This window comes from Pseudomonas sp. S2_C11, assembly GCF_054668395.1.
In genome coordinates this window covers 3,590,219-3,606,047 of the sequence record NZ_CP162765.1, presented here as the reverse complement: position 1 = coordinate 3,606,047, position 15,829 = coordinate 3,590,219, and the positions used below count along the sequence as shown (strand labels likewise).

The 15,829-nt window shown below is 61.0% G+C and carries 15 protein-coding genes; 10 read left to right on the top strand and 5 right to left on the bottom strand.

All coding sequences use genetic code 11. The features are described from left to right. Positions 1-41 precede the first annotated feature (41 nt). The 8 genes from cobU (at position 42) to AB4N48_RS16230 (ending at position 5,485) form a co-directional block, all read left to right on the top strand. Positions 42-563: a bifunctional adenosylcobinamide kinase/adenosylcobinamide-phosphate guanylyltransferase gene (gene cobU, locus AB4N48_RS16265; protein ID WP_039763697.1), complete on the top strand. Its 522-nt coding sequence runs from the start codon at positions 42-44 to the stop codon at positions 561-563. Beyond that, positions 560-1,615 carry a nicotinate-nucleotide--dimethylbenzimidazole phosphoribosyltransferase gene (cobT, locus tag AB4N48_RS16260; protein ID WP_460093953.1) on the top strand — a complete coding sequence of 352 codons (1,056 nt, stop codon included), beginning with the start codon at positions 560-562 and terminating at the stop codon, positions 1,613-1,615. Before cobU ends, cobT begins: the two co-directional genes overlap by 4 nt. Then, on the top strand, positions 1,612-2,187 hold the full coding sequence (gene cobC, locus AB4N48_RS16255) for an alpha-ribazole phosphatase family protein (RefSeq protein WP_076566721.1): 576 nt from the start codon (positions 1,612-1,614) through the stop codon (positions 2,185-2,187). The genes cobT and cobC overlap by 4 nt, the downstream gene beginning before the upstream one ends. A gap of 1 nt (position 2,188) precedes the next feature. Beyond that, entirely contained in the window at positions 2,189-2,911 is a 723-nt protein-coding gene (locus AB4N48_RS16250; protein WP_460093952.1) for an adenosylcobinamide-GDP ribazoletransferase, read from the top strand. Between the two features lie 174 nt (positions 2,912-3,085). Continuing rightward, a complete protein-coding gene (locus AB4N48_RS16245; RefSeq protein ID WP_016773714.1) occupies positions 3,086-3,490 on the top strand; it encodes a MarR family winged helix-turn-helix transcriptional regulator in 405 nt (134 codons plus the stop codon). A 52-nt stretch (positions 3,491-3,542) separates the two neighbouring features. Beyond that, positions 3,543-4,751 carry an MFS transporter gene (locus AB4N48_RS16240; protein ID WP_056783951.1) on the top strand — a complete coding sequence of 403 codons (1,209 nt, stop codon included), beginning with the start codon at positions 3,543-3,545 and terminating at the stop codon, positions 4,749-4,751. Then, positions 4,748-4,870 (top strand): hypothetical protein, encoded by a 123-nt coding sequence (locus AB4N48_RS16235; protein ID WP_256584315.1) that lies wholly within the window; start codon positions 4,748-4,750, stop codon positions 4,868-4,870. The genes AB4N48_RS16240 and AB4N48_RS16235 overlap by 4 nt, the downstream gene beginning before the upstream one ends. 54 nt (positions 4,871-4,924) lie before the next feature. Next, positions 4,925-5,485, top strand: coding sequence for a glutathione peroxidase (locus AB4N48_RS16230; protein ID WP_041479535.1), 561 nt, complete (start codon positions 4,925-4,927; stop codon positions 5,483-5,485). A 211-nt stretch (positions 5,486-5,696) separates the two neighbouring features. Here AB4N48_RS16230 and AB4N48_RS16225 read toward each other — a convergent pair whose 3' ends face one another. The 3 genes from AB4N48_RS16225 to AB4N48_RS16215 all read right to left on the bottom strand — a co-directional run bounded on the left by AB4N48_RS16225 (position 5,697) and on the right by AB4N48_RS16215 (position 8,093). After that, complete coding sequence (locus AB4N48_RS16225; RefSeq protein WP_056783953.1) at positions 5,697-6,968, bottom strand: OmpP1/FadL family transporter; 1,272 nt, start codon at positions 6,966-6,968, stop codon at positions 5,697-5,699. A gap of 146 nt (positions 6,969-7,114) precedes the next feature. Beyond that, positions 7,115-7,597, bottom strand: a complete 483-nt coding sequence (locus AB4N48_RS16220) for a hypothetical protein (protein ID WP_041479533.1) — start codon at positions 7,595-7,597, stop codon at positions 7,115-7,117. 271 nt (positions 7,598-7,868) lie between these two features. Continuing rightward, a complete protein-coding gene (locus AB4N48_RS16215) occupies positions 7,869-8,093 on the bottom strand; it encodes a hypothetical protein (RefSeq protein WP_016773719.1) in 225 nt (74 codons plus the stop codon). A 909-nt stretch (positions 8,094-9,002) separates the two neighbouring features. Here AB4N48_RS16215 and AB4N48_RS16210 point away from each other — a divergent pair. Next, the gene (locus AB4N48_RS16210) at positions 9,003-9,326 is read left to right on the top strand and encodes an SEL1-like repeat protein (protein WP_024012181.1); all 324 of its coding nucleotides are present in this window, start codon (positions 9,003-9,005) and stop codon (positions 9,324-9,326) included. A gap of 175 nt (positions 9,327-9,501) precedes the next feature. Further along, entirely contained in the window at positions 9,502-10,866 is a 1,365-nt protein-coding gene (locus AB4N48_RS16205) for a DNA recombination protein RmuC (RefSeq protein WP_163012219.1), read from the top strand. 632 nt (positions 10,867-11,498) lie between these two features. On the opposite strand, the gene AB4N48_RS16200 is transcribed toward AB4N48_RS16205, so the two are convergent. Next, the gene (locus tag AB4N48_RS16200; protein WP_460093951.1) at positions 11,499-14,969 is read right to left on the bottom strand and encodes a hybrid sensor histidine kinase/response regulator; all 3,471 of its coding nucleotides are present in this window, start codon (positions 14,967-14,969) and stop codon (positions 11,499-11,501) included. A 223-nt stretch (positions 14,970-15,192) separates the two neighbouring features. Next, positions 15,193-15,735: a TetR/AcrR family transcriptional regulator gene (locus AB4N48_RS16195; protein ID WP_236169115.1), complete on the bottom strand. Its 543-nt coding sequence runs from the start codon at positions 15,733-15,735 to the stop codon at positions 15,193-15,195. Positions 15,736-15,829 lie beyond the last annotated feature (94 nt).

Genomic DNA, 15,829 nt, shown 5'->3' with positions numbered 1-15,829 from the left:
GAAGGGGGCGGCTGCCTTACCACACATTTTTGGATGAACTCATGCTCCAACTGATCCTCGGCGGCGCCCGTTCCGGCAAGAGTCGTCTGGCGGAAAAACTCGCCAGCGACAGCCATCTGGCGGTCACCTACATCGCCACCAGCCAACCGCTGGACGGCGAAATGAATCAACGCGTCGCCCATCACCGCGCACGCCGCCCGGCTGAATGGGCGTTGATCGAAGAGCCGCTGGAACTGGCCCGCGTGCTGCGCGAATCCGCCGGCGCCGAGCGCTGCCTGCTGGTCGATTGCCTGACCCTGTGGCTGACCAATCTGCTCATGCTCGACGACGCCGAACGTCTCGCCGCCGAGCGTGAAGCCTTGCTCGACTGCCTGGCGTCGTTGCCGGGTGAAATCATCTTTGTCAGCAACGAGACCGGAATGGGTGTCGTGCCGCTGGGCGAATTGACTCGCCGCTATGTCGATGAAGCCGGTTGGCTGCATCAAGCTCTGGCCGAGCGTTGTCAGCGAGTTGTCCTGACTGTTGCCGGCCTGCCCCTGACTTTGAAAGGACCTGCGTTATGAGCCCAACCTGGTGGCTGAACCCGTGCAAAACCGTGAACTCGGACATCATCGCGCAAGCGACCGAGCGCCAGCAGCAACTGACCAAACCGGCCGGTTCGTTGGGCCGCCTTGAATCGGTGGCCGTGCAACTGGCCGGTCTGCAAGGTCAGCTCAAGCCAACGCTGGATCAAGTCTGGATCGCGATTTTCGCTGGCGACCATGGCGTGGTAGCCGAAGGCGTATCGGCTTATCCGCAGGAAGTTACCGGGCAGATGCTGCTCAACTTTGTCAGCGGCGGCGCGGCGATCAGCGTGCTGGCGCGTCAGCTCGGTGCGCAGCTGGAAGTGGTCGATCTGGGCACGGTGAATCCGACGCTGAATCTGCCCGGCGTGCGCCATCTGAACATCGGCGCGGGAACGGCGAACTTCGCTCAGGGCGCAGCGATGACTCAGGCGCAGGGCGAATCGGCCTTGCAGGCCGGTCGCGAAAGCGTATCGCGCGCGAAAGCCGCCGGCACCCAGTTATTTATCGGCGGCGAAATGGGCATCGGCAACACCACGGCGGCCAGTGCGCTGGCCTGTGCCTTGCTCGATTGCCCGGTAGCGCACCTGACCGGCCCCGGTACCGGGCTGAATGCCGCTGGCGTCAGCCACAAGGCGCAAGTCATCGAACGCGCGCTGGCGCTGCATGCCACACAGCGTGGCGATGCCTTGCAGACACTGTTCAATCTCGGCGGTTTCGAGATTGCCGCGTTGGTCGGCGCCTATCTGGCCTGCGCGCAGGAAGGCATTGCGGTGCTGGTCGACGGCTTCATCTGCACTGTCGCCGCGCTGGTCGCGGTGCGCTTGAATCCGGCCTGTCGCGAGTGGCTGTTGTTCGGCCATCGCGGTGCCGAGCCGGGCCATCGTCATGTGCTGGAAACCTTGAGCGCCGAACCGTTGCTGGAACTCGACCTGCGCCTTGGCGAGGGCAGTGGCGCGGCGTTGGCGGTGCCGTTGTTGCGCCTGGCCTGTGACCTGCACGGACAAATGGCGACGTTCGCCGAAGCAGCCGTGGCGGATCGCCCGGCATGAGTCTGCGCCTGGATCTGCTGCGCCACGGCGAAACGGAACTCGGCGGCGGCTTGCGCGGCAGCCTCGACGATGCGCTGACCGCAAACGGCTGGACGCAGATGCGTGCAGCGGTGGTCGACGGCGGGCCGTGGGATCGAATTGTCAGTTCGCCATTGCAGCGCTGCGCGCGCTTCGCCGCTGAACTCGGCGAGCAATTGAACCTGTCCGTGCATCTGGACAAGGATCTGCAAGAGCTGCATTTCGGCGCGTGGGAAGGGCAGAGCGCGGCGGCGTTGATGGAAACGGACGCCGAAGCGCTGGGGCTGTTCTGGGCTGATCCCTATGGCTTCACGCCGCCGCAAGGCGAGCCAGTCAGCGCGTTTTCCGCGCGGGTGTTGGCGGCGGTCGCGCGGTTGCAGGCGGCTTACGCCGGCGAACGAATTCTGCTGGTCAGCCACGGCGGGGTGATGCGCTTGTTGCTCGCGCAGGCACGAGGTCTGCCGCGTGAACAATTGCTCAATGTCGAAGTCGGCCACGGTGCGCTGTTCGCGCTGACCGTCGCGGCGGACGGCGCGCTCAAGGAAGGTCACTGAGATGTTACCGCTGTGGATCGCCTTGCAGTTTCTCAGCAGCCTGCCGATTCGTCTGCCGGGCATGCCTGAGCCGCAACAGCTTGGCCGTTCGCTGCTGTTTTATCCGCTGGTGGGATTGCTGTTCGGGTTGATCCTCTATGCGTTGAATCTGTTGTTGGCCAGCGCGCCGATGTTGCTCCATGCGGCACTGTTGCTGACCGTGTGGGTATTGCTCAGCGGCGCGCTGCATCTCGATGGCTTGGCGGACAGCGCCGATGCCTGGCTCGGCGGTTTTGGTGATCGTGAACGTACGCTGACGATCATGAAAGATCCGCGCAGCGGGCCGATCGCGGTGGTCACGCTGGTGCTGGTGTTGTTGCTGAAATTCGCCGCGCTGCTGGCGCTGATCGAGCAAGGGCATACCCTGGCGCTGATCATCGTCCCGGTGCTCGGGCGGGCGGCGCTGTTGGGGTTGTTTCTGACTACGCCGTATGTGCGTGCGGGTGGCTTGGGTCAGGCGCTGGCCGATCATCTGCCGCGCAAGGCCGGGTGGTGGGTGCTGGGGGTGAGTGCGCTGGGATGCGTGTTGATCGCGGGTATCGGCGCGGTGCTGATTTCGCTGGTTGGGTTTGTCTGGCTGCGGCGACTGATGATGCGGCGGTTGGGTGGGACTACCGGGGATACGGCAGGGGCGATGCTGGAATTGCTGGAGATGGGGGTGTTGGTGGGGCTCGCTTTGGTCTGAAGGATTTGCGGAGATGATGCCGGCCCCTTCGCGAGCAGGCTCGCTCCCACCTTCGAAATGCAATCCCCTGTGGGAGCGAGCCTGCTCGCGAAGGGGCCTCACCGGCAACAATGATGTTCAGAGTAAACTGATCTGTAACTTGATTTAACACACTCGCGGGTATATACACGCATCATGCTTCCTTCTCAGTGTTTGTGCACCAACCTGCGTCGCGCCGCGCGTGGCGTCAGCAGGCATTACGACGGCGCTCTCGATGGCTTCGGGATCAACGTTGCCCAGTATTCTCTGCTGTGCAATCTGCAGCGGCTGGAGCAACCGAGCATTTCCGAACTGGCTGAGGCCATGGGCCTGGATCGCAGCACGCTCGGACGCAATCTACGTGTGCTGGAGGGCGAAGGTCTGGTGGCGCTGGCCGAAGGCGAGGACATGCGCAACCGCATCGTGCGCCTCACTGAAACCGGCGTGCAGCGGCTGGCAGCGGCACTGCCGGCGTGGGAAGCGGCGCAACAGCGACTGATCGACCGTCTCGGTGCCGAGAAGCGCGAAACCTTGCTCAAACTGCTCGACGAACTGGCCTGACGGCGGTTTTTTCGCGCTCAAGCGGGTATATACCCGCGACTGGAGAATAACAATGACATCGATGTGGCGTACGTGCGGTTGGGTGTTGCTGGGGAGTGCGCTGATCCTGGCGTTGTCATTGGGCGTGCGCCACGGGTTCGGTCTGTTCCTGTCGCCGATGAGCGCGCAGTTCGGCTGGGGCCGCGAAGTGTTTGCCTTCGCCATCGCCCTGCAAAACCTGATCTGGGGCCTGGCGCAGCCGTTCACCGGCGCGCTGGCTGACCGCTTCGGCGCGGCGAAAGTGGTGCTGGTCGGTGGGATCCTCTACGCGGCGGGCCTGGTGTGCATGGGCCTGTCTGATTCGGCAGTGACTCTGTCACTCAGTGCCGGTCTGCTGATCGGTATCGGTCTTTCGGGCACTTCGTTTTCGGTCATTCTTGGTGTTGTGGGTCGCGCTGTGCCGCCAGAGAAACGCAGCATGGGCATGGGTATCGCCAGCGCCGCCGGTTCTTTCGGCCAGTTTGCGATGTTGCCGGGCACGCTGGGCCTGATCGGCTGGCTCGGCTGGTCGGCCGCGCTGTTGGTGCTGGGCCTGCTGGTGGCGATGATCGTGCCGCTGGTGAGCATGTTAAAAGACAAGCCACTGCCGGTTCTCGGCCACGAACAAACCCTCTCCGAAGCGCTGCGTGAGGCCTGCTCGCATTCGGGATTCTGGCTGTTGGCGTTCGGCTTTTTTGTCTGCGGGTTTCAAGTGGTGTTCATTGGCGTGCACTTGCCGGCGTATCTGGTCGATCAGCATCTGCCAGCGAGCGTCGGCACCACGGTGCTGGCATTGATCGGGCTGTTCAACATTTTCGGCACTTACACCGCTGGTTGGCTCGGTGGCCGCATGTCCAAACCGCGTCTGCTGACGGCGTTGTATCTACTGCGCGCGGTGGTGATCGTGCTGTTCCTGTGGTTGCCGGTGACCACCACCACAGCGTATCTGTTCGGCATGGCCATGGGCTTTCTGTGGCTGTCGACGGTGCCGTTGACCAACGGTACGGTGGCGACTTTGTTCGGTGTGCGCAATTTGTCCATGCTCGGTGGCATCGTCTTTCTGTTCCATCAGCTCGGTTCGTTCCTTGGCGGCTGGCTGGGCGGGGTGGTGTACGACCGAACCGGGAGTTATGACTTGATCTGGCAAGTGGCGGTTCTCTTGAGCCTGCTCGCGGCGGCGTTGAACTGGCCGGTGCGCGAGCGTCCGGTGGCGCGCCTGCAAGCCGCGGCGAGCGCAGCATGAGCCGGATCTGCGCGCGATTCGCGCTGACCGCACTGGCTGCAGCGCTGTTGGCGCTGGTGTGGTGGGGCTGGCAACGCGGCGGTCTGGCGCTGATGCAGTTGGGCATGAGCATTTGCTAGATCGCAGCGTGGCGAGTAACGTCGAAGCCTGATGACTGCCCAAGGAAGTTCGACATGTTGATGCGCTGGTGTGCTGTTCCCGCGTTGCTGATGGCGTTGACTGGCCTGGCCCAGGCCGCCGACTGTCCTGAGCTGCTGCAAGGCTCGCTGCCCAAGCTGCGCGCCAAGGAATCCATCGATCTGTGCAAGCAGTACGCCGACAAACCGCTGGTGGTGGTCAATACCGCCAGCTTCTGCGGTTTCGCCCCGCAGTTCGAAGGCCTCGAGGCGCTGAACAAGCGCTATAAGGATCAGGGGCTGGAAATGCTTGGCGTGCCGTCGAATGACTTCAAGCAGGAGTCCAAGGACAGCGCGGAAACCGCCAAGGTCTGCTACGCCAATTATGGCGTGACCTTCAACATGACCGAGCCGCAGAAGGTCCGCGGCGATGACGCCACGCATCTGTTTCAGGTGCTGGCCGCGCAGAGCAATGCGCCGAAGTGGAACTTCTACAAGTATGTGGTCGACCGGCAGGGCAAGGTCGTGGCGAGTTTTTCCAGTTTGACCAAACCGGATGATCCGGAATTTATTGCGGCGATCGAAAAGGCAATTGCCTCCAAACCGCTGAAGCCCTGAAGCCCTGAAGCCTTGTGATGATCCTGTAGGAGCTGACGAGTGCAACGAGGCTGCGATCTTTTGATCCTCGAATTCAAGATCAAAAGATCGCAGCCTCGTTGCACTCGTCAGCTCCTACCGGTTTGTTCGATGCCCAGGCATGAAAAAGCCCCGCCTCTGTAAAGAGAGCGGGGCTTTTTCGTGGACGAGGGTTTAGCCTCGCCACGGTGCATCAGAAGCGGTATGTCGCGCCGACACCGAAGCCGTTTGCCGAGTTTTCATACTTGGCATCGTAAGTCTGGCCGCGCGCGTTTTCGTTGCGGATGTTGACCGACTCTTCTTTGAGGTACGAGTACGCGACGTCGATGGTCAGGTCGTCGGTCGGGCTCCAGCCGGCACCGATACTGAAGATGGTGCGGTCGCCAGTCGGGATACGCGGCGAGCGGTCTTCGTTATTGGTTGGCGACTGGTCGAAGGTCAGACCGGTACGCAGTACCCATTCCTTGTTCAACTGGTACGAGGTACCCACGGCATAGGCCCAGGAGTCATGCCAGTTCTGGTCTTCGTTGATCGAACCGAACTGACCGGCCAGCAGAGGCTGCACGCCGGAGTTCTTCACGGTGATCTTGTCCAGTTGGCTCCAGCGGGTCCAGGTGGTGCCGGCGTAGACGTTCCAGCGATCGTTGATCGCCTGGGTGACCGACAGGTCCACGGATTCCGGCGTGGTGATCTTCAACGAAGCGTCGTACTTCTGGTTGGCGCCAACGCCCACCAGCGCCAGAGCGTTGTAGTTGACCTTGGTGTCGCCTTCGAGCTTGTAGTCGACCTTGGAGTGATAGGTCAGGCCGACACGGGTGGTGTCGGTGGCCTGGACCAGCAAGCCGACGTTGTAGCCCAGCGCGGTGTCGTCACCCTTGATCTTGACCTTGCCGTCCGGCAGTGCCTGGGTGATCGACAGGTTGGATTCCAGCGAGCCGTCGATGCGGTTGATGGTCGGGCCGAAACCGATCGACACCTTGTCGTTGAAGGCGTAGCTGACGGTTGGCTGGAAAGTGATGACTTGCACTTCGGACTTGCTGCCGAAGTAACGACCGGCGAAGCCGTTTTCGTAATCCGTGATCAGACCGAACGGTACGTACACACCGAGGCCGAATGCCCAGTGATCATCGATCGGTTTTACATAGAAGCCCATCGGTACGGCAGTGAGGGGCACCATGTCGCCCTTGTTGCTGCCGCCATTAGGGCTGGAGCTGGTATCGCTGATATCGGTATGCGCGTCGACCAGGGCGACGCCGCCGGTGACTTGTTCGCGCTTGATGCGCGCCATGCCGGCCGGGTTGCCATAAACAGTGCTTGCGTCGTCGGCAGAAGAAGATCGCCCGGCAAAACCAGTCCCCATCCCACTGATGCTTTGTTCGTTGAGGGCAAAACCTGCCGCGAAGATTTGTGTGGAGGCAAGGGTAACGGCGAGGCTAAGGGTGGTTTTGAGCATGACTTTTTTCATTATTAGAACTCCTGGTGATCACCGGGGCGAAAATTACCAACATTTTCGTCCCAGCGCTATAGCTTGTAAGCCTTGAGTTAGAGCGGTTTTGTAGGACAATCCGACCAAAATGGCGACTTGTTGCGAGAACTTGTGAAACCGCCCGGTCAGCAAGCGACCTGATTCAACGGTGAAACACAGGTTTGCCAAGCGCAGGTAAAGTCGCGCAAACGGCCTTGCGGTTGAAAGGTCTGGCGCCAGATACGCGCCATGCCGAGCAGATCGGTCGGAGCGGGGAGGGTGGGGTTCTGTTCTTCCACCAGCAGCCAGGCGATGGCCGTGGCGTAACGCAGGTTCACGGTCAGTTCCAGATGCGGACCGCTGAGGAATGCATGCTGACTGGCGAGGCCGCGCACCAGGCTGGCGCGCTCCGGGTCGAGCGCCAGATAATCGTCCCAGAGCGCCTGATGCCGATGCTCGGCAATCCGGTAGAGGCCGTGGCCACGGCGGTCGTGCAGGGCAGAGCCGAGGGCGGATTGGCTGGCAGCGATACCCAGCAGCAGGGATTCGGCGGTTGCGCAGTGGCGTCCCAGATAGATCAATGTGGGACGGATCACATAGCGGCACAGTTCGCTGGCAGCGATACCCATAACACCCTCGGTTCTTGTTGTTGAGGGCGAGTCCTGAAGGGGCTTTGGCAGCAGTGGATCGAATCAGGCTCGCCGCAAGCGGGTCAAGCCGCTTGAGTTGAAGTGTAGTGTCATATTCAGCGTGTAAAGGACTGTTTTTAAAATATTTCCGCCATCGCATACCGGGCGTTAGATCGGAACATGCTTAGAAGCGTTGCGCTAAAAGTGAAATATCAGGCAATAAAAAGCCCCGCTTTTCAGCAGGGCTTTGCTTTCGCAGCCTGTCCGGCTTTCAGGCAACCAGTGCCTGACGGGTACGCTCGATCACGGCCTGCAGCGGTTCGGCGCTGGAGTATTGATCGGGGTACAGACGCTCGCTGTGACGAGCGATACCGTGTTCATTGACTACGGTGAAGCTGAAGCAGCCTTTGCGAGCGGCCATGATCAGGCAGTTCATTGGAGCAAAAGCGTTGGTTAGGGTGCGAATGGCATCCTGAGTCTGGATTTGAGTAGACATAGTTATTAGGTGTTCCTACAAATGACACGGATAAGAACCGTGCAACGTTAAAACGTTCCAGTAACGTTGATCACCATTGATCGAACGAAGAACCCGACTGGAACAAAGCAGCCAGTTTGAAGCGCTGATAAGTGAGCGCGCTTGGGCTGGCAGGTAGGTACTTAGGAGGACAGGCATCACAGCGAGGGCAAAGGTTCTGGGCCCGGGGTGAAGATCCTGATCAATTTGCAGGTTGGTTCGGTCAGAGTAAGTGTTCTTCGCAACGCCCTTTGCTTTCGTTCAAAGGCAGCGTCGTCGCAAGAGTTACCTGGAAACCATCGAGGGGTCGTTCCCGCTTTTTTCGGCAGTGTCTTCCTGTTGGAAGTTGACCGTGGGAGATGTTCGACCGGAATTGACTTTCAGCTTGGTACTAACGCCGCGGATAGTAACGGATCCGTTCGGGCGAAGCAAACCCCATGACGAAAAAAGCTTCGCACGGAATGGTCGTGTCACACCGTCCGTCGGCGTGCATGCTTTTCGCAGAGCCTTTCGGTCGTTCGCAGCTGCGCAAAATGACCCCAAAAAGCGCACGCATATAACCGGCGCACAGGTACTTGTGCACATTAGTTGCGCAAAGCGTAACGCAACTGTCACATCGATCCTGACTCCAGTCGCTGCCTGTATCAAAAGTTTAAGTCAATGAAAAATATCGTCTTTTTTTGTTGGTGAAAAAATCGTCAGTTTGACTGCGAGCCCCATTCCATAAGGCTTTGCGAGGATCACAGAGCGGTTGTCCACTGACTTATCCACAGCTTCTGTGGATTGTCCCTAGCGCTTGCTCTAGGACGGGCGTGCCGGGTTTTTTTCGACTTTACCTGTAAGAAAAAGAGAGTAAAGTGGCGCGCCTTCCGATCTGTCCCGCAGTGCTTTATGAAGTTTCGCTCAGTATCAGACTCTGTTACCTCCAATCCGACCTCTGTTACCGCTCCCAAGCGTTTTTCCGTACGTGTGGCTGAGTGGCTGCTCGATGCGCCGCGCCTGAGCGACAGCCCCAGCGCCAAACACCTCGCGGGCCGCCTGCTCAAGCAACCGGCCCGTGAAGGTGTAGTCGCTGCGCAAAGCCGTCTCGGCCAATTGATCTGCCGTGAGTGCGGCAATGCCCGTGACCGGCGTATCGGTCAGGAGCTGCTGCGTCAGGCCGCCCGCGCCGGTGACCGTCGCGCACAGCAGGAACTCGGTCTGATCGAAGACTGAGCTGTCCAAGCCCAGACACCTTGGTTAACCTTCAGGCTTTATCCGATTGGCAGGAGTCGCTATGGCTATGGACTTGACCAGCATATTGCTTGGTCTTGCGGCAGCAGGGGTGCCGCTGCTGGCGCTGGCCTGGCAACTGCAACGCCGGGCCAGCAATGCCCAGGCCGATCTGGCCTTGCTCGAGGAGCGCCTGGCGATGGCGCAACTGGCCCAGGACGGCCTCACCGCGCAGCTTGAAGCGAGCCGCGATGAAATCGCCGATCTCGGCCAGGCCAATGCCGCCAAACAGGCAGACCTCGCCGCCCTGCGCCGCGAAGTCGAATTGCTGCAGATCGAGCGCGATGACGCCCGCGATGCCTCCCACGCCTGGAACCTCGAACGCGCCAACAAGGACGCTGAGTTGCGCCGCCTCGACGCCCACGCTGCCTCGCTGAGTGCCGAACTGCGCGAACAACAGGAAAGCCATCAACAACGTCTCAACGACCTGCAAGGCTCGCGTGATGAGCTGCGTGCGCAGTTCGCCGAGCTGGCCGGCAAGATCTTCGATGAGCGTGAGCAGCGCTTTGCCGAAACCAGCCAGCAGCGGCTCGGGCAGTTACTCGATCCGTTGAAAGAACGCATCCAGTCCTTTGAAAAACGCGTGGAAGAAAGCTATCAGGCCGAAGCCCGCGAGCGCTTCTCGCTGGCCAAGGAGCTGGAGCGTTTGCAGGCGTTGAACCTGCGCCTGAGCGACGAAGCGACCAACCTGACTCGCGCGCTCAAGGGCCAGAAAACCCAAGGCAATTGGGGCGAACTGATCCTCGAGCGCGTTCTTGAGCATGCAGGTCTGGAGAAGGGCCGCGAGTACCAGACCCAGGTCAATCTCAAAGGCCCGGACGGTGAACGCTTCCAGCCCGATGTGATCATTTATCTGCCCGGCGACAAGCAAGTCGTGGTCGACTCGAAAGTCAGCCTCACGGCCTATCAACAATATGTTGCGGCCGATGACGACACCCTCGGACAGATCGCGATCAAGCAGCATGTATTGTCGCTGCGCAATCATGTCAAAGGTTTGGCCGGCAAGGATTACAAGCGTCTGGAAGGCCTGCACAGCCTCGATTTCGTTTTGTTGTTCGTACCGATCGAAGCGGCATTTTCCGCTGCGTTGCAGGCTGAGCCTTCGCTGTTTCAGGATGCTTTCGACCGCAATATCGTGATCGTCAGTCCGACTACGCTGTTGGCCACGCTGCGGGTGATTGACAGTCTGTGGAAGCAGGAACGGCAGAGCCAGAATGCCCGGGAAATCGCTGAGCGGGCGGGTTGGCTGTACGACAAGTTCGTGTTGTTTATTCAGGATCTGGACGAAGTGGGCAATCGTCTGCAGCAACTGGACAAGGCTTACAGCTCAGCGCGCAACAAGCTGACAGAGGGGCGCGGTAATCTGGTCAGCCGCAGTGAGCAGTTGAAGTTGCTCGGTGCGCGGGCGAGCAAGAGCTTGCCGGCGGATTTGCTGGAGCGGGCGATGACGGATGTTGATGGGTTGGTTGAGTTGCCTGAGTAGGCGTCGTTTTGGGCTGATTTTGGGGGCATATCCGTTGCTGCGGTGATGGCGGCTGGCGGTTTCGCCCTTACGGCGAGTCACCTTTTTCAAACGCCAAAAAGGTAACCCAAAAGGCTTGCTCCTACGTTCGGCCCTCGCAGGCTCGGGTTCCTTCGCTGCGGGATCGATCCGGGCGCAGCGGCTACGGTTTGCTTCGCTGCACCTCCTTCCGCTGTGTCTGGCTGCGCCAGACGGTCGCTGCGCTCCCACGCCCGGATCAATCCCTCCGCTCAGCCTTCCGACGTCGCCGGTGGATCAAGATCAAAAGCACTCGAGCTTGCGCTCATTGTTGAGTGGGGCGGCTTCGCCGCGGGCAGCTGCGCTGCCTTGCTTTTGCTTTTGTGGGAGCGAGCCTGCTCGCGAAGGCAATCTGCCGACCAACCATTTCACTCAGATATCGACGGTCCAACTGTAGGAGCTGCCGAAGGCTGCGATCTTTTGCTCTTGCTCTTGCTCTTGCTCTTGCTCTTGCTCTTGCTCTTGCTCTTGCTCTTGCTCTTGCTCTTGCTCTTGCTCTTGCTCTTGCTCTTGCTCTTGCTTTTGCTGTTCTGTGGGAGCGAGCCTGCTCGCGAAGGCTTCTGCAAGGTCACCTTCTACAACGGCAAATACCGACTCAACAGTGCCCGCAACGCTGCCGGCTTCACCGGTTTGGCCAGGTAATCCAGGCCCGCAGCATGCACTTGCGCTACGGTCTCCGGGCGTCCATCCGCGCTGATGACCACGCCGGGTACCGGCTCGCCCAGGCGCGTGCGCAACCACGCCATCAGCTCTGTGCCGGTATCGCCGTGGTCGAGGTGATAGTCGACCAGCGCCAGTTGCGGCCGCACGCCTTCATTCAATATCGCTGCGCATTCTTCGCGATTGCGCGCCGTCCACACTTGGCAGCCCCAGCGGCTCAGCAGGCTGTTCATGCCGATCAGGATGCTGTCTTCGTTATCGATGCACAGCACCTGCGCGCCGCTGAGCATTTTGCTGTTTGGCTCGACCGTGGCGCTCGCCGCAGGCGTTTGCGTGCGCGCCAGCGGTACCGTCACGCTGAATACACTGCCGCGCCCCGGCCAGGAGCGAACGCGCAGGGTGTGCCCGAGCACGCGGCACAAGCCGTCGGCGATCGCCAGACCCAGGCCCAGACCTTTTTCGGCGCGGGTCTGGTGGCTGTCGAGGCGTTTGAATTCTTCGAAAATCACTTGTTGTTTGTCTTCCGGAATCCCCGGGCCGCGATCCCAGACTTCCAGACATAACTCGCCACTGCGCCGACGCACGCCCAGCAGCACCGGGCCTTTGGCATAGCGGAAAGCGTTGGTGAGGAAGTTTTGCAGGATTCGCCGCAACAGTTTGATGTCGCTGTCGATGCGCAATTGACTGCCGCGCACCCGGAACGTGAGCTTTTGCTCTTGGGCCAGCGCCTTGAACTCCGCGCCTAGGGTGTCGAACAGTTCATTGACGACGAACGCTTTGCGGTCCGGGTTGATCTTGCCGTTTTCCAGGCGCGATATGTCCAGTAGATCGCTGATCAGGTCTTCCGCCGAACGCAACGAGCTGTCGAGGTGTTGCACCAGCTGCTGCGCCTCTGCGCTCAAGCCTTCGTTCTGGTGGGAGAGGGCGGCGGAGAACAGTCGCGCGGCGTTCAGCGGTTGCATCAAGTCGTGGCTGACGGCGGCGAGGAAGCGGGTTTTCGACTGGTTGGCCGCCTCGGCATTGCCCTTGGCTTCGGTGAGCGCGACGTTGAGTTGCGACAGTTCCTGGGTGCGCTCGCTGACCCGTTGTTCCAGCCCTTCGTTGGCCTCGGTCAGCGCCTGTTCGGCTTCGCGGAACGCGGTAATGTCGGTGAAGCTCATGACAAATCCGCCGCCGGGCATCGGGTTGCCGATCAGCTCGATCACCCGGCCATTGGGGAACAGCCGTTCGGAAGTGTGTGCGCGGCCCTGACGCATCCAGTGCAAGCGTCGCGCGACGTGCACTTCCGCTTCGCCAGGGCCGCACAAACCGCGTTCGGCGTTGTAGCGAATGATGTCGGCAATCGGCCGGCCGACGCTGATCAGGCCGTCGGGGTAGTTGAACAGCTCCAGATAACGCCGGTTCCACGCCACCAGTTTCAGCGACTGGTCGACCACGCTGATGCCCTGGGTGATGTTCTCGATCGCGCCTTGCAGCAGGGCGCGGTTGAACTGCAGCACTTCCGAGGCTTCGTCAGCGATTCGGACTACGTCCTCCAACTGCATTTCCCGACCTTCGATGGCGGCCTTTACTACGGCGCGCGTCGAAGAGGCGCCGAGGACACCGGCCAGCAAACGTTCGGTATGGGCGATCCATTCACTGTCGGCGTTCTGGTTGGGGTTGAAACCCTTGCCCTGACGGTAGGCGAAGCGAATGAAGCTCTGCCGCGCGCGTTCTTCGCCGACGAAACGCGCCGCCAGTTGCAGCAGATCGTCGATCTGCACCGCCAGCATTGAACGAGCATTAGGCCGCGCGCTGATTTCCTGACCGATAAAACGCCCGGCCTGCCAGTGTTCCGAAACCCGCGTGCGCGAGAGCACCGAGACCCAGGCGAACAGGGTGAAATTACCCGCCAGCGACAACACCACGCCTTGGGTCAGCGGCGTAATCGGCAGGTTCAGCGGATTACTATGCAGCCACGCCAACCCCGGAAAACTCGCCAGCGACCAGCCGAGACTGTGCGCGGCAATCGGCAATACCAATGTGTAGAACCAGAGGAAGGTGCCGGTGGCGAGGCCGGCGAACACGCCCCGGCGGTTGGCCTGTTTCCAGTACAGCGCACCAAGCATCGCCGGCGCCAGTTGCGTTACCGCGGCGAAGGCGATCTGGCCGATGGTCGCCAGGCTCGCGGTCGAGCCAAGCAAGCGATAACTGACGTAGGCCAGCAGGAGAATCACCACGATGCTCACTCGGCGCACCGAGAGCATCCACTGGCGGAACACCTCGAACGGGCGCTCGGCGTTGTTGCGGCGCAACAGCCACGGCAGCAGCATGTCGTTGGAGACCATGGTCGACAGTGCGACGCTGGCGACAATCACCATGCCGGTCGCTGCCGATGCGCCACCGATAAACGCCAGCATCGCCAGCGCCGGATGGGCCTGGGCCAGCGGCAGGCTGATCACGAACGAGTCGGGCAGCACATCGCTGGGCAGCATCATCTGACCGGCAAGGGCGATCGGGACTACAAACAGTGCGGCCAAAGCCAGATAGGCGGGGAACACCCATTTCGCCAGTCGCAGATCCTGTGGGTCGATGTTCTCCACCACGGTGACGTGAAATTGCCGGGGCAGGCAGATGATCGCCATCATCGCCACGCCGGTCTGCACCACCATCGATGGCCAGTTGATGGTTTCCTTCCAGTACGCCTCAAGGCGCGGGGCGAGCATCGCCTGATTGAACAGGTCGTCGAAACCGTCATACAGGCCGTACGTGACGAAGGCGCCGACGGCGAGAAAGGCGAACAGCTTGACCAGCGATTCGAACGCGATCGCCAGCACCATGCCACGGTGGTGTTCGGTGGCGTCGAGGTTGCGCGTGCCGAAAACGATGGTGAACAACGCCAGCACCAGCGACACGATCAGCGCCGTGTCTTGAGCGCGGGTGCCCATGGCATCGGCGCCGGCGCCGATCAGCAGGTTCACGCCAAGGACAATGCCTTTGAGTTGCAGGGCAATATAGGGCAACACGCCGACCAGACAGATCAGCGCCACAACCACCGCCAGCGATTGTGATTTGCCGTAGCGCGCGGCGATGAAGTCGGCGATGGAGGTGATGTTCTCCTGTTTGCTGATCATCACCATTTTCTGCAGGACCCACGGCGCGCCGACCAGCAGCAGGATCGGCCCGAGGTAGATCGGCAGGAATGACCACAGTTGTTCCGCCGCCTGACCGACCGCGCCGAAGAACGTCCAACTGGTGCAGTAAACCGCCAGCGACAGGCTGTACACCCAAGCGCGCACCCGTGGCGGCAACGGCGTGCTGCGACGGTCGCCGTAGAAGGCGATGGCGAACATGATGGCCATGTAGGCCAGGGCAACGACGGCGATCAGCCCGGTGGACAACGACATGCAGCACTCCCGACAAAAGACTCCCCGGCACTCCTGCCCGGGCGGACAGTCTCGCACGCGCGCGGCGGTTAGTCAGTGTCGACCAAGGTCGTGGCGTGGCGGGGTGTCGCAGGCGGGGTACCGGGTGGTTTTTGTGGTGCCCGGGCGGGCCTCTTCGCGAGCAGGCTCGCTCCCACTTTCTGGAATGCATTCCCTTGTGGGAGCGAGCCTGCTCGCGAAGGCGTCAGTCCTGCCGCAATGCAATATCGATCAACCGATGCAACTCATCCACCTCCAGCGCCGTGGCCGAAAACAGAATCCGGAACACCACCGGCGCCACCACCAGATTGATCAAGCGGTCGACACTCGGTGTGTTTTCATCCGGATAGCGATCGACAATGGTCTGCAACTGCGCACCGATGATCGCCACGCAATAGCCGGGCGTAGCGCTGGCCTGCACGTCGCGCATCATGTTGCGCCCGACCTCCGAGCTCATCTCGTCGAGATATTGCTCGGCCCAGGCGCGGATATCGCCGCGCAGGCTGCCAGTGTTCGCCGGCTCGCTGTCCGGGCGCATGCGGGCGAGGGCGACGTCCGCCAGCAACGCCGCCAGATCACCCCAGCGGCGGTAGATCGTCGACGGCGTAACCCCCGCGCGGGCGGCAATCTGCGGGACGGTCACGGTGGAACGTTCCTGCTCTTGCAGCAGCGCATTGACCGCCGAATGAATCGACTCCTGCACCCGGGCACTGCGGCCACCGGGGCGTAAACCTTCTTTAATAGCCATGCGGCAGACCTTAACACAAAGAATTTGCTTTAAGCGCTGGGCGGTAGCACACTCCGCAAAAGCAAAAAATTAGCTTTTGCGGAGTGTGCCCATG